The organism is Actinoplanes sp. OR16, from assembly GCF_004001265.1.
Taxonomy (GTDB): Bacteria; Actinomycetota; Actinomycetes; order Mycobacteriales; family Micromonosporaceae; genus Actinoplanes.
Genome location: NZ_AP019371.1, coordinates 3,013,128 through 3,036,445, shown reverse-complemented (window position 1 = coordinate 3,036,445; position 23,318 = coordinate 3,013,128). Strand labels below are relative to the sequence as shown.

The following is a 23,318-nucleotide window of genomic DNA, read 5'->3' as shown; positions in this document are numbered from 1 at the left end:
AATGGACGTCCGCAATCTGCCCGCGCCGGTGAAGCGGGTCGTGCACCTGGGCTCCCGATCGTACGGACGGCTCACCGCCGAGAACCGGATGCTGCCGTCGTTCCTGATCTGCGGCGGTCAGCGGTGCGGCACCACATCCCTTTACCGGGCGCTGGCCGCGCATCCCGTGGTGCTCAAGGCCGTGCTGCACAAGGGCGTGCACTACTTCGACACCGCGTATCACCGGGGGCTCGACTGGTATCGCGCGCATTTCCCGCTGCTGCGCAGCGCCGAGAAGATCGCGGAGAGGTACGGGGTACCGGCCCGCACGTTCGAGTCCAGCCCCTATTACATGTACCACCCGCAGGCCGCCGCCCGGATCGCCCGTGACCTGCCCTACGCCCGGCTCATCGTGCTGGTCCGTGACCCGGTGGAACGCGCCTACTCGCAGCACCACCACGAGGTGGCCCGGGCCTTCGAGCCGGAACGCGACTTCGGCGCCGCCCTGGCCCTGGAGCCGGCCCGGCTGCACCGTCAGGAGGAGCGGCTCGCGATCGACCCGAGCTACTACAGCTTCGCGCACCAGCACCACGCGTACCGGGCCCGCGGCGAGTACGCGCGCTACCTGAGCGTGATGGCCCAGCACGTCGGCCGGGAGCGGATCCACGTGGTGGAGAGCGAGCGATTCTTCACCGACCCGGGGCCGGTCTACGACGAGGTGTGCGCCTTCCTCGGCCTCCCCACCGACCTGGAACGGCCTCCTTTCGAGCAGCACAACGCCCGTCCCCGGCAGGCCGACATGGACCCCGGTCTGCGCCGGGAGCTGAGCGCGTACTACCAGTCGCACGACGAGGCGCTGGCCGGCTGGCTGGGGCACACCCCGATGTGGCGCCGCGCGTGACGGTCGCGCCACCCCTCGAACCCGATCGCGCGGCCCGGGGCGCGGCTCGGGGCGGGCTCGCCAACATGGCCGGCTCGGCGCTGGCCGGCGGCACCGGCGTGGTGGTCACCTGGATCGTCGCGCGGACCCTCGGCCCCGAGCAGGCCGGCGCGTTCTTCGCCGCGACGGCCGCGTTCGTGCTGGCCGGCGGCCTGGCGAAGCTGGGCACCAACACCGGCCTGGTCTACTGGCCGGCCCGGCTGCGCGCGACCGGCCGCAGCCATCTGCTCGGCGCCTGCCTGCGGGCCGGTATCCCGCCGGTGGCCGTGTTCTCGCTGCTCCTCGCCGTGGCGATGTGGTTCGCCGCGCCGGCGATCGCCCGCCTCACCGCCGCCGAGTCACCGCACGTGGTCGCCGGGCACGCCGCCGGACTGCGCGTCCTCGCGGTCTTCCTGCCCCTGCAGGCGCTCACCGACGTGCTGCTGACCGTCACCCGCGGTTACCGGGTGATGCGCCCGACCGTGCTGCTGGACCGGGTGCTGCGCAGCGGCCTGCAGCTGCTCGCCGTGATCGCGGCCGGGGTCGCCACCCTGTGGGTCACCGCGTCGCTGCCGGTCTTCGCGCTGGCCTGGGCCTCGCCGTATCTGCCGGTGGCGATCCTCGCGGGGTGGGCCGCGCGGCGCGCGTACCGGAGCAATCGCCCAGCCGGTGTGACCCCCCGGCGTGAGGAACGCAGGAGCCTGCGCCGCGATTTCTGGATCTTCACGGGTCCGCGCGCGGTCGCCGCGGTCGCCCAGCTCGCGTTGCAGCGGGTCGACGTGCTGCTGGTGGCGGCTCTCGGCGGACTCGCGCCGGCGGCGATCTACGCGGTCGCCGGCCGGTTCGTGGTGCTGATCCAGTTCGCTAACCAAGGTCTGTCCCAGTCGGTGCAGCCGCGGCTCGCCGAGGCGCTCAGCACCGGCGACAAGGCGGCAGCGAACCGGCTCTACCAGACCGCGACCGGCTGGCTCGTGCTGGTCACCTGGCCGATCTGCCTGCTCGTGATCGCGTGCGCGCCCTGGTACCTGCGGCTCTTCGGCGAGCAGTACGCGGCCGGCCGCCCGGTGGTGCTGGTGCTGGCCGGCGCGATGCTCGTGGCGACCGGCTGCGGGATGGTCGACATGGTGCTCGCGATGGCCGGCCGTACCTCGATGAACCTCGGGAACGTGCTCGCCGCCCTGGTCGTGATGATCGGCCTGGACCTGCTCCTGATCCCCCGCTGGGGAGCGCTCGGCGCGGCCACCGGCCTGGCCTGCGCGATGGTCGTGAACAACCTGCTGCCGCTCGCCCAGGTCCACCGCAGCGCTCGGCTGCACCCCTTCGGCACCGGCACCCGGGCCGCCGCGCTGCTGTCTCTCGGCTGCTTCGGCGTGCTCCCGGCGGCGGCCACCCCGCTGACCGGTCTCCTGCCGGCGCTGACGACTGCCGTGCCGGCCTACTTCGCGGGCGCCTGGCTGCTCCGCCGTGAGCTGGGGCTGGCCGCCTTCGCCCGACGACGAACTCAATTGGAGGAGAGTTGACCAGCGAGTACACCGAGGTGTTCCGGGACACCGACGCGGTCGAGAAGTACGAGAACGTCACCTACGCCCCGGACAGCTACGCGTCCCGGATCAACGAGCGGCAGCGCAGCTATCTGCGGACCCTCGTACGCCGCGAGTTCCCCGAACACCCGCCGGTGCAGCACGACTTCGCCTGCGGCACCGGACGGGCCATCCGGGCGCTGCACGGCCTGGTCCGGGAGGCGCACGGGTACGACACGTCCGGCGAGATGATGGCGAAGGCCGCCGACGTCGGATCGCGGGCGTACTGGCATCAGGTGCCGATCGACGGCCCGGTGCCGGCGCCGGTCCCGGCCGGATTCCCGGCGCTGGTCACCATCTTCCGGTTGCTGCTCAACGTCAACGACGGCGTACGGGATCGCGCTCTCGCCTTCGCGGCCAAGGCCCTGCCGCACCGCGGATCCGGCCTGCTCGTCGTGGAGAACCACGGCAACTCCGGCTCGCTGCGGCACCTGCGCGCCCGGCGGCACGACGGCGAACGCTGGTTCGCCGAACTCTCCCACGAACAGGTGGAACGGCTGCTCAACCGGCACGGCTTCGAGATCGTCGAGCGCCGCGGCTTCTCCATGCTGACCCCGTCGCTGCACGACAGCAGGCTGGCCCGGGTCGCGGACGCGGCGGCGCGGCGGTTCCCCGGCACCGACGGGTACGCCGTGAACGTGCTCTACACCGCGCGGCGGGTCCATGCGTAGGGCAGCCGTCGCGGTGGTCGCGCTAGCCCTGGTGCTGGCCGGCTGTACGAAAGACCGTCGTGACCCCTCGCCGCCGCCAGCACCGGACCTGACCAGCGCGCCTCGCGCGGTGGCGGTCAACCCGGGGCCGTTCGAGGCCGGCCCGTTCTCGGCACCCGGCGAAGGCGCGTACGTCGGCGCCTGGATCAAGCCGGACGAGCTGACCCACGTCGGCCGGCTCGCCGCGGTCGGCGGTCTCGAGGCGTCCCTGGGCCGGCGGCTCGACTTCATCAACACGTACCGCCGCTTCGACCAGATGATGGGCACCGCCTCCGACAAGGAGTTCCTGGACCAGGACGCCAACCTGATGATCAGTTGGGCGACCGGGGACAACCGGTCGATCCTGGCCGGCGACCACGACAAGATGATCCGCAAGCAGGCGCGGGCGATCCGGCGGATCAAGAAGCCGGTGATGCTGCGGATGCGCTGGGAGATGGACCGGCCGAACCTGCGCGCCACCATGTGGTCGGGCGCCGACTACATCGAGGCCTGGAAATACGTTCGGAAGATCTTCAAGGCCGAGCGTACGGACAACGTCTCGTGGGTGTGGTGCCCGACGGCGGAAGGGTTCATCCGTGGTGAGGCGCCGGACTTCTACCCCGGCGACGATCAGGTGGACTGGACCTGCGTGGACGTCTACGCGGGCGCCCAGTTCCAGCCGATCGGCAAGCTGATGGGCCCGTTCCTGGACTGGGCGGCCCGGCGTCCGAAACCGATCGTGATCGGCGAGTTCGGGGTGGCGAAGGTGTGGGGCTCCGAGGCTCGGGCGGCCTGGCTCCTCGACGCCGAGCGGACCTTCAAGGCGAACCCGCAGATCAAGGCGGTCGCCTACTTCGAGTCGAACCCGGAACGCAACAAGCCGAACCAGCACTTCCAGCTCACCGGCGACGGCCCGGCGTTCAAGGCCTTCCACTCGATGGTGAAGGACCCGTACTTCAATCCGTGAAAAAGTGTCGTACACCTGTTCCAAGATGGTGCGGTACGCGGACCGGACTTCAGGGCGGGGGTACGACCGATGGACCTCGACGAGTTCTTCGAGGAGCAGAGCAGACTGATCGGCAGATACGGGTGGACGGTCGTCCACGTCGAGCCCACCGAGGACGACCCACCCGGCGCCGTGCCGTTCGGCTACACCGTCGGCCTCACCGAGATGGGCCTCGCCGAGGTCGCGATCGCCGGGGTTCCGCTCGACGTGACCGGCTCGCTTCTCAACGAGATGGCCGGCCGGATCGCGTGGGACGGCGTCCGCCTGGAGCACGGCCAGCGGGTCACCGGCCTGGTGTCCGATCATGACCTGCTGGTCGTCGCCGGCGACCCGACCGACGAGATCTTCCCCGGCTCGGCGATGTACCGCTACGGCGAGGACCGGGTCCGCCTCTGCCAGCTGGTCTGGCCCGACCCGTCCGGCCGCTTCCCCTGGCAGGACGGCTACGCGGTGGCCCAGTGGCCCCAACCGTCGATCGGCGTGGCAGCGGTCCGGGCCGGGCGGAGGTGCGCGGCTTTCCGAGGCTTCCCCCGAGGCCGCTCTGCCCGAGGAGCGGGAGGCTAGCCCGGCCGTCCCGGTGCGCGACCGGCCATCCCTGCGCGCGGGCCCCCTGTGCGTGCGCTCACCGCCCCACACGGGCAACCAGCGCACACCAAACCGCGCGTCGCGTGCGCTCACCGCCGCACATGGGCAACCAGCGCACACGAGCCACGCGTCGCGTGCGCTCACCGCCCTCATGAGGGCTGCCAGCGCACACGCAACCGGTGCGCGTGCGCTCACCGCCCCGCACAGACAGCCAGCGCACACGAGCCACGCGTCGCGTGCACTCACCGCCCCACGGGCAACCAGCGCACACCAAACCGCCACGCGTGCGCTCACCGCCCCCCATACGGACTGCCAGCGCACACGCAGTCGGCGCGCGTGCGCTCACCGCCCCCATACGGGCGACCAGCGCACACGAGCCACGCGTCGCGTGCACTCACCGCCCCACGGGCAACCAGCGCACACCAAACCGCCACGCGTGCGCTCACCGCCCTCCATACGGGCTGCCAGCGCACACGCAGTCGGCGCGCGTGCGTTCACCGCCCTCATACGGGCCGCCAGCGCACACGCAACCGGTGCGCGTGCGTTCACCGCCTCGCACAGACCGTCGGGAGCTTAAGAGCGGCGGCGGGGGGCCCGGGCCAGGAGACGGAGGGCGTAAGGGGCGTCGTGGCGTAGGTAGCGACCTGCCAGACGGCGCGGTTCGACGCCCAGGCGGTGGGCCCATTCGAGGCCGGTGCGCTGCATCCAGCGGGGGGCTCGATGGACGTCACCGGCGACGAAGTTCACGGCGGCGCCGCAGCCGATGAACCAGGTGGAGGGGAGGTGTTCTCGCAGCCGATCGATGACGATCTCTTGCTTGGGGAAGCCGAGGCCGACGAAGACCAGGTCCGGCGCCGCCTCGATCACCTCGGCACGGAACCTGGCGTAGCCTGCCTCGTTCCGCTCGAAACCGAACGCCGGACTCACCGCCCCCGCGATCCGCAACCCCGGCGACTCGGCCGCCAGCCGCGCCGCCGCTCGCTCCGCACCCGAAACCCGGGCGGCCGCCCCACGCTCCGCTCCCGAAACCCGGCCGGCCGGCGCCCGCTCCGCACCCGAAGCCCGAGTGGCCGCCCCACGCTCCGCACCCGAAACCCGGCCGGCCGGCGCCCGCTCCGCGCCGGGAGCACGGGTGGTCGCGGTTCGTGGTTCGGAGGGACGTGAGGGAGCACCCGCGGCGACGCGACCGGAGGTGCCGCCGATCCGGCGGTCGGCGCCTGCCGGGGTGCCGCCGATCACGTAGACGGAACGGCCGTCCCGCCCCAGGCCCCGGGACAGCGACCAGATCAGGCTGCTGCCGGCCACCCTCTCCGGCAGCGGGGCGCCCCCGAGGCGGCTCGCCCAGACCAGGGGCATGCCGTCGGCGACGATGAGGTCGGCGTCGTCCAGGTGGCGGCGTACGCGCGGGTCGGCCGCGGCCCGGCGCAGGATGTCGACGTTCGGCGTGATGATGCGGCCGCCCTGCCCACGCGTGAGCGCGTCCCGCACCACGGCCACGACCTCGTCCTCGGTGATCCGGTCGATGCCGGTGCCGTCCAGGTGTACGCGGTCGAAAGCCTCGATAGACACCTAACGCCTCCTTTTGCCTGCTTCACTCGTTACCAGAGCGAAACGAACGAAGGTAGGCCAAAGTGGCACAGGTGCTTTTTTTGGGCGGATTGGGGCGAAGCGGAACCACGCTCGTCGAACGCCTGCTCGGTGAACTTCCCGGGATGTGCGCTCTGGGCGAGGTCGTTCACCTGTGGCAGCGCGACATCCGTGACGACGAGCGGTGTGGCTGCGGCGACCGCTTCTCCGCCTGCCCGTTCTGGACGAAGATCGGCGACCGCGCGTTCGGCGGCTGGTCGAACGTCGACGTCGACCGGGTGCACCATCTGCGCGAATCGGTCGAGCGGACCCGGCACATCCCCCGGCTCGCAGCGGCCACCACTGCCACCGCCGAGGTCCGGGAGTACGCGTCCTTCTACTCCCGGGTCTACGCCGCGGCCGCCGAGATCTCCGGCAGCGACGTCGTCATCGACTCGTCGAAGCACTCCGCGCTGGCCCACGTGCTGCGCTGGGCCGACGACATCGATCTGAAAGTGGTGCACGTGGTCCGGGACGCGCGCGGGGTCGCGTACTCGTGGACCAAGAAGGTGACCCGGCCGGAGTCCGACGGCGCCGACGAGATGACGCGCTACTCCCCCGGCCGTTCGGCGCTGCTCTGGAACGCGCACAACGCCGCGTTCGGCCTGCTCGCCCGTCGCGGGGTTCCGGTACGCCGGATCCGGTACGAGGAGTTCCTCGCCGACCCGCGCGCCGGCCTGATCCGCCTCGCCGATTTCGCCGGCGTCCCGCTGCGCCCCGAGGACCTGGACTTCCTGCGACCCGAGCGCGCAGATCTCCAAGATCCAGCAGGACTCCCCGGGACTCTCCAAGATCCGACAAAGCTCCCCGAAACAACTGTATCCGGGGGCGGGCACAGTGCGGACCTCAAGGTGGGGCACAGTGCCGCCGGCAATCCGATGCGGTTCACCGTCGGCCGCCTCCCGCTTCGCCACGACGATGCCTGGGTTCGCGCGCTGCCCAGCTCTCAGCGCCGTCTCGTCGGCGCCGTCTGCGGACCGATGCTGCGCGCCTACGGCTACCCGATCAACGTCGCATCGGAGGCACCATGAACTGGCCGTCCGTCGGGGTCGTCATCCCGACCCGCAACCGCCCGGAGCTGGTGCGCCGCGCGATCGCCGCGGTGCGTGAGCAGCGCTACCCCGGCGACATCCGGATCGTGGTCGTCTACGACCAGACCGAGCCCGACTATCTGCTGGCGAACACCGACGGCGTGCCGGTCCTGGTCCTGACGAACTGGCGCACCTCCGGCCTGGCCGGCGCCCGCAACACCGGCCTGCTGGCCCTGGACACCGAGCTCGTGGCGTTCTGCGACGACGACGACCGCTGGCTGCCGGACAAGCTGCGCCGGCAGGTCGCGGCCCTGCTCGCCGACCCGGACGCCGAGTTCGCGACCTGCGCGATCGAGGTGGAGTACGAGGGCCGGACCACAGCGCGGCTGGCCGGTCGCAGCCGGGTGACGGTGGACGACCTGGCCCGGTCGCGGATGGCGATGCTGCATTCGTCGTCGTTCCTGATCCGCCGGGACGCGCTCGCCGAGGACGCCGTCGGCCTGGTCGCCGAGGACGCCCCGGGCAGCCAGAACGAGGACTGGGATCTGCTGCTGCGGGCGGCCCGCCGGGCACCGATCGTGCACCTCGACGAGCCGCTGGTGCAGGTTCTCTGGGGGCGGACCTCGCACTACGCCTACGAGTACGCCACGAAGATCAGCTCGCTGCGCTGGATGATGCGGCGGCACCCGGAGATCAGCGGTTGCCGTCCCGGGGCGGCCCGGGTCTACGGCCAGTTGGCGTGCTGGTCGGCGGCGACCGGGAATCGTAGCCAGGCGTGGCGGTACAGCAAGGAGGCGGTGCGCCAGAACTGGCGCGAGCCACGTACCGCGATAGCTCTTGCGGCGATGACCGGGGCGGTGAAGGTGGAGAACGTGCTGTCCGCCCTGCACAAACGCGGCCGAGGTATCTGAACTCACTCTTCCGAACCGACCCGACCACCATGTAGTGTTCGAGTGTGTTCGAATTAGTGCGGTTGAACTGATGCTCGCACAGCAGCGTCAGGCGGCGATCCTCGACCGGGTGCGTGCCACCGGTGGTGTCCGTGTCAGCGAGCTCGCCACCGAGTACGGCGTCTCCGACATGACCATCCGCCGTGACCTGGAGGCCCTCGCCGACCGGGGGTTGCTCGCGAAGGTACACGGCGGAGCGACCACCGTCAGCCCTGGTTCGGCGCACGAGCCCGGGTTCGCCGCGAAGTCGGTCCGGCAGCGCGGTGAGAAGACGTCGATCGCGATGCGGGCCGCCGCGCTGGTTTCGCCAGGCGATGCGATCGCGCTTTCCGCTGGTACGACCACGGCCGAGCTCGCCCAGCGTCTCGTCGACGTCCCGGCGCTCACCGTGGTGACGAACTCGATCCCGGTCGCCGACGTCTTCTATCGCGGCGGCCGTCCGGACCAGACCGTCGTGCTGACCGGCGGCACGCGCACCCCCTCGGACGCCCTGGTCGGACCGGTCGCGGTCGCCGCGATCGGGTCGCTGCACCTGGACCTGCTCTTCCTCGGTGTGCACGGGATGAGCGAGCGGGCCGGGTACACCACTCCGAACCTCATGGAAGCCGACGCGAACCGGGCACTGGTCGAGGCCTCCGAGCGCCTCGTCGTCCTCGCCGACCACACCAAGTGGGGAACCGTCGGCATCTCCTCGATCGTCCCCCTCAGCCGCGCGGACGTCCTGATCACGGACTCCGGACTGGACGCCGATGCGCAGGCCCTCCTCTCGGAAACCGTTCCTGAACTCGTGGTGGTGAACCCCCAGTGACCCCGATCCGCTCGACCGTCCATCTCTCCGACGGCCGGGACCTGTTCTATTACGACGAAACCCCGGACAGCGGGCGCTCCTCGTACGCGGACACCCGGCACCTGCCGCCTCCCCCGCCGGCCTCCCAGCTCCGGTACGACCCGCTCGTCGACGAGTGGATCGCGATCGCGGCACACCGGAACACGCGCACCTTCCTGCCGCCGTCCGACGCCTGCCCGCTCTGCCCGACGAACGAGCACTTCGCCAGCGAGATCCCGGCGCCGAGCTACGACGTCGCGGTCTTCGAGAACCAGTTCCCGTCGTTCAGCGACCGCATCGTCCCGGACGAGATCACCCAGCTCACCGACCTGGTGCCGGTGAAGCCGGGCCGGGGCCGCTGCGAGGTCGTCTGCTTCACCAGCGACCACAACAGCTCGTTCGGCGCGCTGCCGCCGTCGCGGGTCCGCACCGTCGTCGACGCGCTCGCCGACCGGACCAGCGAGATCTCCAAGATGCCCGGTGTCGCACAGGTCTTCCCGTTCGAGAACCGCGGCGTCGAGATCGGTGTGACGCTGCACCACCCGCACGGGCAGATCTACGCGTACCCGGCGGTGACCCCGCGGACCGCCGCCATGCTGCGCGCGGCGGCCCGGCACGCCGAGAAGACCGGCGGCCGCAATCTCTACGCCGACGTCCTCGCCGCCGAGCAGGCCGCGAAGGTCCGGGTGGTGGCGGCGAACGAGCATTGGACCGCGTACGTCCCGGCTGCCGCGCGATGGCCGTTCGAGGTTCATCTGGCCCCGCACCGCCAGGTCCCGGATCTGCCCGCGCTCTCGGACCAGGAGCGGGACGCGTTCGGCCCGCTCTACCTCGACATATTGAAGCGCTTCGACGGCCTCTTCGGTAAGCCGATGCCGTACATCTCGGCGTGGCACCAGGCGGTCGTCGGTGAGGGCCGCGAGCTGGGATATCTGCACCTGCAGCTGTTCAGCATCCGGCGGGCCGCCGACAAGCTGAAGTACCTGGCCGGCTCCGAATCGGCGATGGGCGCCTTCGTGAACGACATCGTGCCGGAGAACGCCGCGCAACTGCTGCGCGACGTTCACTGAGCCCGGGCCGAGTCGTGTGGCCGCCGGTCACACGACTCGGCCGTGGTACGCGTTCTCCATGATCCGCCGGAGATCGGCCAGCATCGGCATCCGCGGATTCGCCGGCGCGCACTGGTCCAGGTAGGCGTTCATGGCCTGCTGCGGCAGCGCCTCGGTGAACTCCTGCTCGTCCACGCCGGCGGCCTGGAACGACGGTGGGATCCCGACGGCGTCCGGAGACGTTCGACGGCACGGGCGTACGACTCGACGCCCTGTTCCGGGGTGTCAGCCGGAAGCCCGAGGTGCCGTGCGATGTCCTGGAACCGTTCCGGTGCGACGTACCGCTCGTACTTCGGCCAGCTGTTCAGCTTCGCCGGCACCGTGCCGTTGTGCCTGATCACGTGCGGCAGCAGGATCGCGTTGGTCCGGCCGTGCGCCACGTGGAAGGTGGCGCCGAGGGTGTGCGCCATGGCGTGCACGATCCCGAGGAACGCGTTGCCGAACGACATGCCGGCGATCGTCCCGGCGTTGTGCATCTTCTCCCGCGCGACCGGGTCGGTGGCGCCGTGCCGCACCGCCTGCTCCAGGTTCGCGAAGATCAGCTTGATCGCGTGCAACGCCAGCCCGTCGGTGTAGTCGCTCGCGTAGACCGACACGTACGCCTCGGTCGCGTGGGTGAGCGCGTCGAATCCCGAGTCCGCGGTCACCACCGGCGGCAGATCCTTCGTCAGGTGCGGGTCGATGATCGCGACGCTCGGGGTGAGTGCGTAGTCGGCGAGCGGATACTTCTGGCCGGTGACGGCGTCGGTGATGACCGCGAACGGCGTGACCTCGGCGCCGGTTCCGGAGGTGGTCGGCACGCACACCAGCTGGGCCAGCGCTCCCAGGGCCGGGAATTTGAAGGCCCTTTTCCGTACGTCGAAGAACTTCTCCTTCATGTCGCCGAAGTCGATGTCCGGGTGTTCGTAGAGCAGCCACATGACCTTCGCGGCGTCCATCGGCGAGCCACCGCCCAGTGCGATGATCGTGTCCGGCCGGAACGAGCGCATCAACGCGGCGCCGCGCTGGACGGTGTCGATGCTCGGCTCCGGCTCGACGCCGTCGATCACCTGGATGGTCACCGGGTCCGGCCGTTCCCGCAGCACGTTGCTGATCCGGTCGACGTAGCCGAGCTTCGTCATGGTGTGGTCGGTGACGATGGTGACCCGGGCGACGGCGGGCATGTCCCGGAAGTACCTGATGGCGTGCGGCTCGAAGTACATCTTCGCCGGCACCTTGAACCACTGCATGTTGTTCGTCCGGCGGCCGATCCGCTTGATGTTGAGAAGGTTGAGGGCGGACACGTTGTCGGAGACCGACGTGTGCCCGTAGCTGCCGCAGCCGAGGGTCAGCGACGGCCGGAACCCGTTGTAGATGTCGCCGATACCGCCCTGCGACGCCGGCGCGTTCCAGATGATCCGAACCGCCTTCATCCGCTTGCCGAACCGCTCGGCCAGCTCGGCGTCCCGGCCGTGCACGACAGCGCTGTGGCCGAGGCCGTGGAACTCGACCATCCGTTCCGCGTACCGGATGCCCTGTTCCTCGTCGTCCGCGATCAGCAGCGCCAGCACCGGGCACAGCTTCTCCCGGCTCAGAGGCTCGGCCGGGCCGACCTCGGCGATCTCGGCCAGCAGGATCGAGGTGCCGGGCGGCACGGTGAACCCGGCCTGCTCGGCGATCCACGCCGGCGACTGCCCCACGACCGCGGCGTTGAGACTCTCGCCCACGCAGTCCGTGCCCTCCCCGCCGGGCGGGAAGATGTAGTTCTGCAGGAGGGTCTTCTCCTCGGGGCTCACGACGTACGCGTGCAATCTCTTGAATTCTCTCAGCGCCTGCTCCGCGATCGTTCGATCCAGGACGACGGCCTGCTCGGAGGCGCAGATCATGCCGTTGTCGAAGGTCTTCGACAGCACGATGTCGTGCACGGCCCGCACCACGTCGGCGCTCGGGTGGACATAGGCGGGCACATTGCCGGCACCGACGCCGAGCGCGGGTTTGCCGGTCGAGTACGCGGCCCGGACCATCGCGTTGCCACCGGTCGCCAGGATCGTCGCTACACCGGGGTGGTTCATCAGCGCGGCGGTCGCCTGGATCGACGGCTGCTCGATCCACTGGATGCACTGCTCCGGAGCGCCGGCCGCCACCGCCGCGTCCCGGACCACACGAGCCGCCTCAGCGCTGCACCGCTGCGCGTTCGGGTGGAAGGCGAAGACGATCGGATTGCGGGTCTTCAGCGCCAGCAGCGCCTTGAAGATCGTCGTGGAGGTCGGGTTGGTGACCGGCGTGACCGCGCAGACCACGCCCACCGGGTCGGCGATCTCGGTGATCCCGTCGACGTCGTCGCGGTAGATCACCCCGACCGTCTTCATCCCCGCCATGCTGTTCGTGACGTGCTCACAGGCGAAGATGTTCTTGACGGCCTTGTCCTCGAACACACCCCGGCCGGTTTCCTCGACCGCCAGCGCCGCCAGCTCACCGTGCTTGTCGAGTGCCGCCACCGAAGCCTTGCCGACGATGTGGTCCACCTGCTCCTGGGTGAAGTCCGCGTAGTCGGCCAGCGCCTTCTCCGCGTCCCGCACCAGCAGGTCGATCATCGCGTCCACGATCCGCTCCTCTCGTCTCCTCTCATCCTTCTTCTCGCGGGTGGCGGCGCTTAAGGGCCGAAAGGCCCGCCGGCGGATGCCGGCGGGCCTTGTCTTCGTGCTTGTCGTTACGCGGCGAGCTTGCGCGCCAGGTTCTCGTCGAGCGCGTTCATGAACTCGTCGGTGGAGAGCCACGGGGCGTCGCGGCCGATGAGCAGCGCGAGGTCCTTGGTCATCTGGCCGCCCTCGACGGTCTCGATGCAGACCCGCTCCAGCTTCTCGGCGAACTCGGTCACCTCGGGGGTGCCGTCCAGCTTGCCGCGGTGCTTGAGGCCGCCGGTCCAGGCGAAGATCGAGGCGATCGGGTTGGTCGAGGTCTTCTCGCCCTTCTGCCACTGCCGGTAGTGCCGGGTGACAGTGCCGTGCGCGGCCTCGGCCTCGACGGTCTGGCCGTCCGGGGTCATCAGGACCGAGGTCATCAGGCCGAGCGAGCCGAAGCCCTGGGCCACGGTGTCGGACTGCACGTCACCGTCGTAGTTCTTGCAGGCCCAGACGTAGCCGCCCTCCCACTTCAGCGCGGCAGCGACCATGTCGTCGATGAGCCGGTGCTCGTAGGTGAGGCCGGCCGCCTTGAACTGGTCGGCGAACTCGGTCTCGAAGATCTCCGCGAACAGGTCCTTGAAACGGCCGTCGTACGCCTTCAGGATCGTGTTCTTGGTGGAGAGGTAGACCGGGTAGTTGCGGGCCAGGCCGTACCGGAACGAGGCGCGCGCGAAGTCGCGGATCGACTCGTCGTAGTTGTACATCGCCAGGCCGACGCCGCCGGCCGGGAAGTCCGAGACCAGGAACTCCATCGGCTCGGAACCGTCGGCCGGGGTGAAGGTGACGGTCATCTTGCCGGCCTTCGGCGCGACGAAGTCGGTCGCCTTGTACTGGTCGCCGTGCGCGTGACGGCCGATGATGATCGGCTTGGTCCAGCTCGGGACCAGACGCGGCACGTTGCTCATGATGATCGGCTCGCGGAAGACGACGCCGCCGAGGATGTTGCGGATCGTGCCGTTCGGCGACCGCCACATCTTCTTGAGGCCGAACTCCTCTACTCGAGCCTCGTCCGGCGTGATCGTCGCGCACTTGACGCCGACGCCGTGCCGCTTGATCGCGTTGGCCGAGTCGATCGTCACCTGGTCGTCGGTCTCGTCGCGGTACTGGATCGAGAGGTCGTAATACTCGAGGTTCACATCGAGGTACGGCAGGATCAGCTGCTCACGGATCTGCTTCCAGATGATCCGGGTCATCTCGTCGCCGTCGATCTCAACGACCGGGTTCTTGACCTTGATTTTCGCCATCGGCCGGCGCTCCTCTCCCGAAACACACGCTTAGCAGTACGAGCGTACTGCCCGCCCGTCAGTGATCACCGAGCGGCCCCGGAACCGGCCGTCCACCTCCACCATTCCAGGATCCGGCGCTTCGGCAAGCCGAATGGCGGCTTTACTGGGCCGGGGCGTTCGGGTCGAGCAGGTGGGTGCCCGGCTCGTAGCAGACCAGCCCATGCTCGGCAGCGAGCGTCCGGACCGCGTCGCCGAACTCGCCGGCCCGCGACCAGACACACGACAACGCCAGCACCGAATCGGACGTGTCAGGCGTCATGGTCCAGACGCCCGGCGCCTGCTGAGGCGGGAACCGGCGCAGCAGATCGTCCCGGAAGGCCGGCACGGCGGGATGCGCCCGGAACCGCCCCTCGCGCACCTTCGCCTCGGCCGCGTCGGCGCTGATCGGGGCCGGCTCGTGCCAGACGTACAGGTCGAACGTCATGCGGACACCTCCCTCCGTTGGATCATCGTCAATGTAATCACGGCTGTCCACAGCCGTGATCCTCTCGCGCACGATCTCAACGGGCCGGGCCACCTGCTGCCGTGATCGGCGGACTTTGCGCCGCCTGCCGGTGGATTACGGCCGGACCCGCAGCTCCCACCCCGGTGCACCAGCCCAGACACCTGAACACCGCCGGAAACGGGCTTGGCCTACGGCACACCCTCGTGAGCCGTAGGCCAAGCGCCGAACGTCAGTGGTAGAAGTGCCGCGTCCCGGTCAGGTAGACGGTCAGGCCGGCCTTCTCCGCCGCCTCGATCACCAGGTTGTCCCGGATCGAGCCACCGGGCTGCACCACAGCCTTCACACCGGCTTCGATCAGCACTTCGAGACCGTCCGGGAACGGGAAGAACGCGTCCGAAGCCGCCACACTGCCGGCGGCGCGGTCGGCACCGGCCCGGGATACGGCGAGCCGAGCCGAGTCGACCCGGTTGACCTGGCCCATGCCGACGCCGACGGTGGCACCGCCGGAGGCGAGCAGGATCGCGTTGCTCTTGACGCTGCGGATGGCCCGCCACGCGAAGACCAGGTCGGCCAGTACGTCGGGGGAGGCAGGGGAACCGCAGGCCAGGGTCCAGTTCGCCGGGTCGTCGCCGGGGGCGTCGATCCGGTCGGCGAGCTGCACGAGGACACCGCCGCCGACCTGCTTGATCTCGGCGGGCGGCGGGTTCCAGGCCGGCGCCACGAGCACGCGCAGGTTCTTCTTCTCCTTGAACAGCGCCAGCGCCTCCGGCTCGAAGGACGGCGCCACGATCACCTCGGTGAAGATCTCACCGAGCTGCCGCGCGAGTTCCGAGGTCACCGGGGCGTTCACCGCGACGACACCACCGAACGCCGACACCGGGTCGCAGGCGTGTGCCTTCCGGTGCGCCTCGGCCACGTCGGCGCCGACCGCGATGCCACACGGGTTGGCGTGCTTGATGATCGCGACGCACGGTTCGGTGAAGTCGTTCGCGCTGCGCCAGGCGGCGTCCGCGTCGACGTAGTTGTTGTAGGACATCTCCTTGCCGTGCAGCTGCTCGGCCTGGGCGAGCCCGGCCGGCGCCTCGGCGTCGACGTAGAGGGCGGCCTGCTGGTGCGGGTTCTCCCCGTAGCGCAACACCGACGAGCGACGCAGGGCGAGCCCGGCGAAGGCGGGCCACTCCTCGGGCGCCAATGTGGAGGCGGTCCAGTTCGCCACGGCCACGTCGTACTCGGCGATGTCGGCGAAGGCGCGAGCGGCGAGCAGCTTGCGCTGCGTCAGCGAGAAACCGCCGTTCGCCAGGGCCTCCGAGATCAGGGGGTACGACGAGACGGCCGTCACCACGGCGACGGAGGCATGGTTCTTGGCAGCGGCGCGGACCATCGCCGGCCCACCGATGTCGATCTTGGCGATGCACTCCTCTTCGCCGGCACCGGACGCGACGGTCTCGGTGAACGGGTAGAGGTTGCTGACCAGCAGGTCGAACGGCTTGATGTCGTGCTCGGCGAGCTCGCTGACGTGGCTCTCCAGCCGCATGTCGGCGAGGAGACCCCCGTGCACCTTCGGGTGCAGGGTCTTCACCCGGTCGCTCAGGATCTCGGGGAAGCCGGTGATCTGCTCCACCCGGGTGACCGGCACGCCGGCCTTCTCGACGGTCGACGCGGTCGAGCCGGTCGACACGATCTCCACGCCGGCCGCGTGCAGCGCCTGGGCCAGCTCGACGATGCCGTCCTTGTACCAGACGCTCAGCAGCGCCCGCTTGATCGGACGACGCCCCTCGTCAGAAGCTGTGGTCACGGGATCCGTACCTTTCTGTCCTCGATGGTCCAGCCCTCCCGGACCAGCCGGCCGACGTACTCCACCAGCTGGCAGCGTTCGGCCACCTTGATCCGCTCGGTGAGCGAGTCCTCCGTGTCGCCGTCGAGCACGGGGACGCTGACCTGGGCGATGATCGGCCCGGTGTCGACACCGGCGTCGACGAAGAAGAGCGTCGCGCCGGCGATCTTCACTCCGTACGCGAGCGCGTCCCGCGGCCCGTGGATCCCGGGGAAGGCGGGGAGCAGCGCGTTGTGCGTGTTGATGTACCGGTCGCCGAACGCGTCCAGGAAGTTCTTGCCGACCAGCTTCAGGAACCCGGCCGAGATGACCAGGTCCGGGCGGTGCTCGGCGACGTGCGCGGTCAGAGCGGCATCCCAGTCGTCGCGGCTCGGGTAGTTCTTCACCGAGTCCACGAACGTCGGGATGCCGGCGGCGGTGGCGTGGTCGAGACCGGCGATGCCGTCCCGGTCCGCGCCGACGGCGACCACCTGGGCGCCGTACGCCGGATCCTTTGTCGCTTCGAGAAGAGCCTGCAGGTTGCTGCCCGATCCGGAGATGAGGACGACCAGGCGGGCGGGCGCGGGGTCAGTCACCTGTGCACCCTATCGTCGCTGCGGCAACCGGCCGCTTGCAGGGCAGCGTAGATCGAGTCGGTTCATTAGGGTTTCCCTCACCAAGGAAGGGAAGGCGCAGTGGCATATCCACCTCCGGCCTACGGACCTCCGCCGGGACCGCCGGCTCAGCCGCAGAACGCGTTCGGCCTCACCGGCATGATCCTCGGAATCGTCTCCATCCCCATCTCGTGCTGCTGGCCGGTCGCCGGGGTGCTCAGCATCGTCGGCCTGGTCTTCAGCTATCTCGGCAAGAAGAAGGCGGATTCCGGCCTCGCCACGAACCGTGGCATCGCGATCGCGGGTCTCGCCACCAGCGTCGCCGGGCTGGTGCTCAGCATCGCCTTCCTGATCCTGGCGCTGACGATCCCGTCCGACTTCGACTACAACGTCTGGCTGCGCGAGAACAGCTAGATCAGCGAGCGGCGCGCTGCGGTCCGAACAGCCGGGCCGCGGCCGCGCCGGCCACCACCGAGACACCGGCGACGATCGCGCCGACGATGGCCACCTGCATGGCGTCCGGCCCGATCTGGGCGAGCCGCCCGTCGCCGAGCGATCCGCCGGAGAACCGCGCCATCAGCCCGAGCATGACGCCGGCGACCGGTCCGGCGAGCGCGGCGGCGCCGATCAGCAGCGACCACGCGGGCGCGTCCGGAGTGCCGGTGTTGCGGCGGCCGGTCCGCCGCATGCCGGGGTGGCCGTGCCGCAGGCGCTGGGTCAGCAGCCAGCCGGCCGCGCCACCGGCGATCACCGGCAGGAGCAGCAGCGCCGTGCCGGCCGCGCCCATCGGACCGTCCGGCAACCCGGCGACCAGGGGCAGGGTCGGCAGCGGGCCGACCGAGACCTCGGTGACGCTGACCTTGGAGGCGACGCCGAGCGCGAATCCCGGCCCGAGCAGGTAGGCGGCCGCCCAGATCGAGGCGTTCACCGCGTACCCGATGCTGATCAGCGTGATGCCGGCCTGACCGGCCACCCCGGTCTGGTAGGCCGCGATCATCTCGGCGGCCTGGCCGCCACCGAGCGCCACCGAGAGCCCTCCGGCGACCGCACCGGCGCCGAGGATCAGGAACGCCGCCATCAGCCCGGTCCGGATGCCGTGCCGCAGCACCGGCGGCGTGCGCCGGGCGAGCGCGCTGATCGCGTCGGTGCCGCGCAGCGAGCCGATGAGCGCCCCGGCCAAGCCGAGGACGAAGAAGTGCAGCGCGGCCCGGCCGGCGGAGATCTGGGTGCCGCGGCCATCGACCGCGACCGCTGCGAGCGCTCCCACCAGGGCGTACGCGAGACCGATGGAGCTTGCGACCCCGAGTGCCCTGGCCGTCGAGCCGCTGCGCCGAGCACCCACCGCCCTCGTGACGTGCAGGCCGGCCCGGTTCAGCCGCCAGACGATCAGCAGCGTGAGCAGCAGCGGCGTGACGGCGAGCGGGCCGATCGACGTGCCGATCGGCAGGCCGTGCCCGAGCAGCCAGCCGGCCAGACCGGCGTGCGCTGCCCCGCCGATGCCACCGGAGCCCTCGAGCGTGCGGGCCAGGCCGATCACCGCGGCGATCGGCAGGTAGCTCAGCAGCCCGGCCCAGAGCGTCGCGAACCCGGCCGCGACCAGCAGCGGCGCCCGGCGCGAGGGTTCCGGCGGGCGGCGCTGGCTCGGCAGCCGGACCGTGTCCCGCCGCCCGAGAAGCTCATCGTCGACGACGACGGTGTCCCGCCGCTCGCTCTCCTCCGCGCCGGGGGTGTCTTCCCTCGCCCCGATCGGCACCTCTTCGGTGTCCCGCACGACGGATTGCAGCGCCTCGGCGACCGCGAACGGGTCCTCCGAGCCGTCTGGCCGGTCGGTTGTGCTGGGCATCGCGACCTACCTTGTCACGCCACGGGGCTTCCGGCGATGCAGAAACAGCGGCGCGCCGCCGATCGGATCACGATGATCCGTCCGGCGGCGCGCCCTGTCTGCTGCTTCAGCTCATGACCTCGCGCATGAGGCGGGCGGTCTCGCTCGGCGTCTTGCCGACCTTGACGCCGGCCGCCTCGAGGGCCGACTTCTTGGCGTCGGCGGTACCGGCCGAGCCGGAGATGATGGCGCCGGCGTGGCCCATCGTCTTCCCGGGCGGCGCGGTGAAGCCGGCGATGTAGCCGACGACCGGCTTGGTGACGTTGGCCTTGATGAACTCGGCCGCACGCTCCTCGGCGTCGCCGCCGATCTCGCCGATCATGACGATCGCGTCGGTGTCCGGGTCCTCCTGGAACGCCTTCAGCGCGTCGATGTGCGTGGTGCCGATGATCGGGTCACCACCGATGCCGACGGCGGTGGAGAAGCCGAACTCGCGCAGCTCGTACATGAGCTGGTAGGTCAGCGTGCCGCTCTTGCTGACCAGGCCGATCCGGCCCTGCGGGGTGATGTCGGCCGGGATGATGCCGGCGTTCGAGGCGCCCGGCGACGCGATGCCGGGGCAGTTCGGCCCGATGATCCGGGTCTTCTCGCCCTTCGCCACGTTGTACGACCAGAAGGACGCCGAGTCCTGCACCGGCACGCCCTCGGTGATCACGATGGCGAGCGGGATCTCGGCGTCGATCGCCTCGACGACCGCGGCCTTGGTGAACGCCGGCGGCACGAAGATGACCGAGACGTCCGCGCCGGTCTCCTTGATCGCCTCGGCGACGGTCGCGAAGACCGGGAGCTCGGTGCCGTCGAAGTCGACGGTGGTGCCGGCCTTGCGCGGGTTCACGCCGCCGACTACCTGGGTGCCCGCGGCGAGCATCCGCTTGGTGTGCTTGGAGCCCTCACCACCGGTGATGCCCTGGACGATGACCTTGGAGTCCTTGGTGAGCCAGATAGCCATTAGTTCACTTCCCCGCAGCCGCGAGCTCGGCGGCGCGAGCGGCCGCTCCGTCCATCGTGTCCACCCGCTCGACCAGCGGGTTGTTCGCTCCGTCGAGGATGGCACGACCCTCTTCGGCGTTGTTGCCGTCGAGGCGGACCACGAGCGGCTTGGTGACGGTCTCGCCGCGCTCGGCGAGCAGGGCCAGGGCCTGGATGATGCCGTTGGCGACCGCGTCACAGGCGGTGATGCCGCCGAACACGTTGACGAAGACGGACTTCACGGAGGGGTCGCCGAGCACGATCTCCAGGCCGTTCGCCATCACCTGGGCGCTCGCGCCACCACCGATGTCGAGGAAGTTGGCCGGCTTCACGTCGCCGTGCTTCTCACCGGCGTACGCGACGACGTCCAGCGTCGACATGACCAGGCCCGCGCCGTTGCCGATGATGCCGACCTCGCCGTCGAGCTTGACGTAGTTGAGGTTCTTGGCCTTCGCCGCCTGCTCGATCGGGTCGACGGCGGACTTGTCCTCGAGCGCCTCGTGGTCGGGGTGCCGGAAGCCGGCGTTCTCGTCCAGCGTGACCTTGGCGTCCAGGGCCAGCACCCGGCCGTCGCCCACCTTGGCGAGCGGGTTGACCTCGACGAGGAGCGCGTCCTCGGCGACGAACGCCTGCCACAGCTTCACGGCGATGTCGACGACCTGGTCGGCGACGTCGGCCGGGAACTTGGCGAGGGTGACGATCTCCCGCGCCTTGGCCTCGTCGACGCCCTTGCTGGCGTCGATGGCGACCTTCGCGACCCGGTCCGGGTCGGTCTCGGCGACCGTCTCGATCTCCATGCCGCCGGCGACGCTGGCGATGCAGAGGAAGGTCCGGTTGGCCCGGTCCAGCAGGTAGGAGAAGTAGTACTCCTCCTTGATGTCGGCCGTCTCGGCCAGCATCACCTTGTGGACCGTGTGGCCCTTGATGTCCATGCCCAGGATGTCGGTCGCACGGGCCTCGGCCTCGTCCGCGCCGTCGGCCAGCTTCACGCCGCCGGCCTTGCCGCGGCCGCCGACCTTCACCTGGGCCTTGACCACGACCTTGCCGCCGAGCCGCTCGGCGATCGCCCGGGCCTCCTGCGGGGTCTCGGCGACACCGCCGCCCAGCACGGGCAGCCCGTGCCGTTCGAACAGGTCGCGCCCCTGATACTCGAACAGGTCCACGTGTCTCCTTTCGCTCGCGACGCCAAGCGCCGGCAAGCCGCACCGTTGCGTCCCGACCTGTGTGCGCGGCGCGTCGCAGCAGCGCCGCCAGCGTGAGGATCGTCTGACCTTCCACGGATTTGCAGAGGGCCGTCATCCGCAGACTAGCGACCGTTTGGTCCCCTGTGACCTCGCGGGTGCGCGGTGTGCAAGACCGCACACTGGAGTGACGAAAAGGCAGCTCCGTGACGGTTGCGGCCATCGTGCGAGGTGTGCACGCAGTGAATGCGCGACGGGGTTGTCCACAGGCCGTCCACAGGGCACCGGAGATCGATCTGCTCAAGATCTGCGAACACGGGAGAGTGAACGTAAAAAGTCACGCGTCCCGACGTAACCCGCCCGAGAAGGGCGTCGTTGAGTGTGATGTCGGAGCGCTGGACTTAAGGCGCCCGCAAGGAAAGCGGCCGATGCCCTGTCGGTCGAGGGGTGGCGGCGGGGCATCGCGCATAGAGGGGCCGGACGTGTGAGGGGTGCGTCCGGCCTCTCCCCTTGCGTAGACGTTTCTCTTTCTAGACGTCTCTCTTAACAGCCGTCAGGCCACCGGGGTGGCCACATTGGCGCGCACCCATTCGACGATGGACGCGGTGGTCGCACCCGGCGTGAATAGCCTCGCTACGCCGAGTGATTCCAATTCCTTGATGTCGTCCTCCGGAATGATGCCGCCGCCGAAAACGACGATGTCCGCGGCGTCACGCTCCGCCAACAGCTCAATTACTCTCCGGAATAGCGTCATGTGCGCCCCGGAAAGCACCGAGAGGCCGATCGCGTCGGCGTCCTCCTGAATCGCGGTCTCCACGATCTGCTCCGGCGTCTGGTGCAGCCCCGTGTAGACCACCTCCATGCCGGCGTCGCGCAACGCCCGCGCCACCACCTTGGCGCCACGGTCGTGCCCGTCCAAGCCGGGCTTCGCCACCACGACCCTGATCCGTGCTTGCATGCTGACCCCTTCGGGCTCTCCAACCTCGGTGTCGGACGCCTCGGACCGGCTGCCACCGCGGTCACCTGAACGAACGGTAACCCGAGGCGGGGAGGCTGGGGTAGCCGTCCCCGCGACAGGGTGACCGAGTAAATAGTTTCTTAGGTCACATCACTTTCCGTCCGTTTGTCAATTACCCACGGTCGCGATATGGGGAACCCAGAAAGGTAGCTAATTCGGACAATCCTTGATCAATGCTGACCAGGAACTGTCATGAAAATGGCGCTGCGACTTGTGACCCGGCTGCCGTTTCGTTACCGTGGCCCACGGCTCTCGCACAGGTTCACCCCATAGCGAGGGCCCGGCAAACCATCGTTCACCGCAGTTCCCGGGTGGGTTGGTGCCGCCGCAGTTGTCTTCTACGGAGGGTTGTTCGTGCGCCAGCGCTTGTCGTCTGAGCCCGATCGCTATCGCGGCCGCCGCCGCGTGCCGACCCCTCCCCGCAGCCGTTACGCCGCAGTCGTCACTTCCGCTTTCGTCGGCGCCGGTGTCGTCGCTCTCGGTGCCGCGTCGAACCTTCCGGACGCGAAGGACGTCAGCCCCGAGGTCCTGCAGAGCCTGAAGAGTTCGCAGATCGCCGCCGACGCGCTCGACAGCCGCACCGACGACGCGAACCGCGCCTCACGAAGCGAGAACCGGGACGAGGGCGCCGAAGACGTCAGCGCCGAGACCGAGGTCTCCGCGGAGGACGTCTACCTCCTCCCCCTCGACGACTACCAGTTCACCTCCGCCTACGGCGTCCGGTTCGGCAAGCTGCACGCCGGCATCGACCTCGCCGCCGCCGAGGGCACGCCCTACAAGGCGGTGCATGCCGGCACGGTCACCAGCGCCGGTTACAACGGCGGCTACGGCTACTCGATCACCGTCGAGCAGGAGGACGGCACCGAGCTGATCTACGCCCACTCCCGGCGCCTGCTGGTGAAGAAGGGCGACGAGGTCAAGGCCGGTCAGGTCATCGGCGAGGTCGGCAACACCGGATACTCGTACGGGACGCACCTGCACCTCGAGATCCACGTCAAGGGCACCCCGGTCGACCCGATCGTCTTCCTCAAGGAGCGCGGCGTCGACATCAAGCTTCAGATCGAATCGGTGTACGCGGGCATGGCCGCCGCCGAAGCGGCTTCCTGAGACCCTCTCCCGCTAATCGATCACTACCCGGCCCGGTACG

Annotated in this window: 22 protein-coding genes; 11 read left to right on the top strand and 11 right to left on the bottom strand. The window is 69.9% G+C overall.

Features of this window, described 5'->3' with window-relative positions; all coding sequences use genetic code 11:
* The first annotated feature begins 1 nt into the window (after nucleotide 1).
* The 5 genes from EP757_RS14100 (at nucleotide 2) to EP757_RS14080 (ending at nucleotide 4,737) form a co-directional block, all read left to right on the top strand.
* Nucleotides 2–880, top strand: a complete 879-nt coding sequence (locus EP757_RS14100) for a sulfotransferase domain-containing protein (protein ID WP_127546079.1) — start codon at nucleotides 2–4, stop codon at nucleotides 878–880.
* A complete protein-coding gene (locus EP757_RS14095) occupies nucleotides 877–2,418 on the top strand; it encodes a lipopolysaccharide biosynthesis protein (RefSeq protein WP_232050505.1) in 1,542 nt (513 codons plus the stop codon). Before EP757_RS14100 ends, EP757_RS14095 begins: the two co-directional genes overlap by 4 nt.
* Nucleotides 2,415–3,149, top strand: a complete 735-nt coding sequence (locus tag EP757_RS14090) for a methyltransferase domain-containing protein (protein ID WP_127546076.1) — start codon at nucleotides 2,415–2,417, stop codon at nucleotides 3,147–3,149. Before EP757_RS14095 ends, EP757_RS14090 begins: the two co-directional genes overlap by 4 nt.
* Nucleotides 3,142–4,134: a glycosyl hydrolase gene (locus EP757_RS14085; RefSeq protein ID WP_127546073.1), complete on the top strand. Its 993-nt coding sequence runs from the start codon at nucleotides 3,142–3,144 to the stop codon at nucleotides 4,132–4,134. Before EP757_RS14090 ends, EP757_RS14085 begins: the two co-directional genes overlap by 8 nt.
* A 69-nt stretch (nucleotides 4,135–4,203) precedes the next feature.
* Complete coding sequence (locus tag EP757_RS14080) at nucleotides 4,204–4,737, top strand: DUF4262 domain-containing protein (protein WP_127546070.1); 534 nt, start codon at nucleotides 4,204–4,206, stop codon at nucleotides 4,735–4,737.
* Nucleotides 4,738–5,331: 594 nt separating this feature from the next.
* Here EP757_RS14080 and EP757_RS14075 read toward each other — a convergent pair.
* On the bottom strand, nucleotides 5,332–6,327 hold the full coding sequence (locus EP757_RS14075) for a WecB/TagA/CpsF family glycosyltransferase (protein WP_127546067.1): 996 nt from the start codon (nucleotides 6,325–6,327) through the stop codon (nucleotides 5,332–5,334).
* Between the two features lie 62 nt (nucleotides 6,328–6,389).
* On the opposite strand from EP757_RS14075, the gene EP757_RS14070 reads away from it, so the two are divergent.
* The 4 genes from EP757_RS14070 (at nucleotide 6,390) to galT (ending at nucleotide 10,261) form a co-directional block, all read left to right on the top strand.
* The gene (locus tag EP757_RS14070; protein ID WP_127546064.1) at nucleotides 6,390–7,415 is read left to right on the top strand and encodes a sulfotransferase; all 1,026 of its coding nucleotides are present in this window, start codon (nucleotides 6,390–6,392) and stop codon (nucleotides 7,413–7,415) included.
* On the top strand, nucleotides 7,412–8,326 hold the full coding sequence (locus EP757_RS14065) for a glycosyltransferase family A protein (RefSeq protein ID WP_127546061.1): 915 nt from the start codon (nucleotides 7,412–7,414) through the stop codon (nucleotides 8,324–8,326). The genes EP757_RS14070 and EP757_RS14065 overlap by 4 nt, the downstream gene beginning before the upstream one ends.
* 70 nt (nucleotides 8,327–8,396) lie before the next feature.
* Nucleotides 8,397–9,173, top strand: a complete 777-nt coding sequence (locus tag EP757_RS14060) for a DeoR/GlpR family DNA-binding transcription regulator (protein ID WP_127546058.1) — start codon at nucleotides 8,397–8,399, stop codon at nucleotides 9,171–9,173.
* A complete protein-coding gene (gene galT / locus EP757_RS14055) occupies nucleotides 9,170–10,261 on the top strand; it encodes a galactose-1-phosphate uridylyltransferase (protein ID WP_127546056.1) in 1,092 nt (363 codons plus the stop codon). The genes EP757_RS14060 and galT overlap by 4 nt, the downstream gene beginning before the upstream one ends.
* A 27-nt stretch (nucleotides 10,262–10,288) precedes the next feature.
* On the opposite strand, the gene EP757_RS43850 is transcribed toward galT, so the two are convergent.
* The 6 genes from EP757_RS43850 to purN all read right to left on the bottom strand — a co-directional run bounded on the left by EP757_RS43850 (nucleotide 10,289) and on the right by purN (nucleotide 17,103).
* On the bottom strand, nucleotides 10,289–10,435 hold the full coding sequence (locus tag EP757_RS43850; protein ID WP_232050503.1) for a hypothetical protein: 147 nt from the start codon (nucleotides 10,433–10,435) through the stop codon (nucleotides 10,289–10,291).
* Nucleotides 10,390–12,873, bottom strand: coding sequence for a bifunctional acetaldehyde-CoA/alcohol dehydrogenase (adhE, locus tag EP757_RS14050; protein ID WP_232050666.1), 2,484 nt, complete (start codon nucleotides 12,871–12,873; stop codon nucleotides 10,390–10,392). The genes EP757_RS43850 and adhE overlap by 46 nt, the downstream gene beginning before the upstream one ends.
* Nucleotides 12,874–12,989: 116 nt before the next feature.
* Nucleotides 12,990–14,207: an NADP-dependent isocitrate dehydrogenase gene (locus EP757_RS14045; RefSeq protein ID WP_127546053.1), complete on the bottom strand. Its 1,218-nt coding sequence runs from the start codon at nucleotides 14,205–14,207 to the stop codon at nucleotides 12,990–12,992.
* A gap of 142 nt (nucleotides 14,208–14,349) precedes the next feature.
* On the bottom strand, nucleotides 14,350–14,673 hold the full coding sequence (locus tag EP757_RS14040) for a hypothetical protein (RefSeq protein WP_197725516.1): 324 nt from the start codon (nucleotides 14,671–14,673) through the stop codon (nucleotides 14,350–14,352).
* Nucleotides 14,674–14,923: 250 nt separating this feature from the next.
* Nucleotides 14,924–16,489 (bottom strand): bifunctional phosphoribosylaminoimidazolecarboxamide formyltransferase/IMP cyclohydrolase, encoded by a 1,566-nt coding sequence (gene purH, locus EP757_RS14035; protein ID WP_127546050.1) that lies wholly within the window; start codon nucleotides 16,487–16,489, stop codon nucleotides 14,924–14,926.
* The gene (gene purN / locus EP757_RS14030; RefSeq protein ID WP_127546047.1) at nucleotides 16,486–17,103 is read right to left on the bottom strand and encodes a phosphoribosylglycinamide formyltransferase; all 618 of its coding nucleotides are present in this window, start codon (nucleotides 17,101–17,103) and stop codon (nucleotides 16,486–16,488) included. The genes purH and purN overlap by 4 nt, the downstream gene beginning before the upstream one ends.
* A 99-nt stretch (nucleotides 17,104–17,202) precedes the next feature.
* On the opposite strand from purN, the gene EP757_RS14025 reads away from it, so the two are divergent.
* A complete protein-coding gene (locus EP757_RS14025; RefSeq protein ID WP_127546044.1) occupies nucleotides 17,203–17,535 on the top strand; it encodes a DUF4190 domain-containing protein in 333 nt (110 codons plus the stop codon).
* Between the two features lies 1 nt (nucleotide 17,536).
* Here the strand turns inward: EP757_RS14025 and EP757_RS14020 are convergent, their stop codons facing one another.
* The 4 genes from EP757_RS14020 to EP757_RS14005 form a co-directional block, all read right to left on the bottom strand.
* On the bottom strand, nucleotides 17,537–18,964 hold the full coding sequence (locus EP757_RS14020) for a DUF6350 family protein (protein WP_127546041.1): 1,428 nt from the start codon (nucleotides 18,962–18,964) through the stop codon (nucleotides 17,537–17,539).
* Between the two features lie 106 nt (nucleotides 18,965–19,070).
* Entirely contained in the window at nucleotides 19,071–19,952 is an 882-nt protein-coding gene (gene sucD / locus EP757_RS14015) for a succinate--CoA ligase subunit alpha (protein ID WP_127546039.1), read from the bottom strand.
* Between the two features lie 4 nt (nucleotides 19,953–19,956).
* The gene (gene sucC / locus EP757_RS14010) at nucleotides 19,957–21,135 is read right to left on the bottom strand and encodes an ADP-forming succinate--CoA ligase subunit beta (protein ID WP_127546036.1); all 1,179 of its coding nucleotides are present in this window, start codon (nucleotides 21,133–21,135) and stop codon (nucleotides 19,957–19,959) included.
* Nucleotides 21,136–21,706: 571 nt separating this feature from the next.
* Nucleotides 21,707–22,111: a cobalamin B12-binding domain-containing protein gene (locus EP757_RS14005; protein ID WP_127546033.1), complete on the bottom strand. Its 405-nt coding sequence runs from the start codon at nucleotides 22,109–22,111 to the stop codon at nucleotides 21,707–21,709.
* Between the two features lie 414 nt (nucleotides 22,112–22,525).
* On the opposite strand from EP757_RS14005, the gene EP757_RS14000 reads away from it, so the two are divergent.
* Nucleotides 22,526–23,278 carry a M23 family metallopeptidase gene (locus tag EP757_RS14000; RefSeq protein WP_127546030.1) on the top strand — a complete coding sequence of 251 codons (753 nt, stop codon included), beginning with the start codon at nucleotides 22,526–22,528 and terminating at the stop codon, nucleotides 23,276–23,278.
* Nucleotides 23,279–23,318 lie beyond the last annotated feature (40 nt).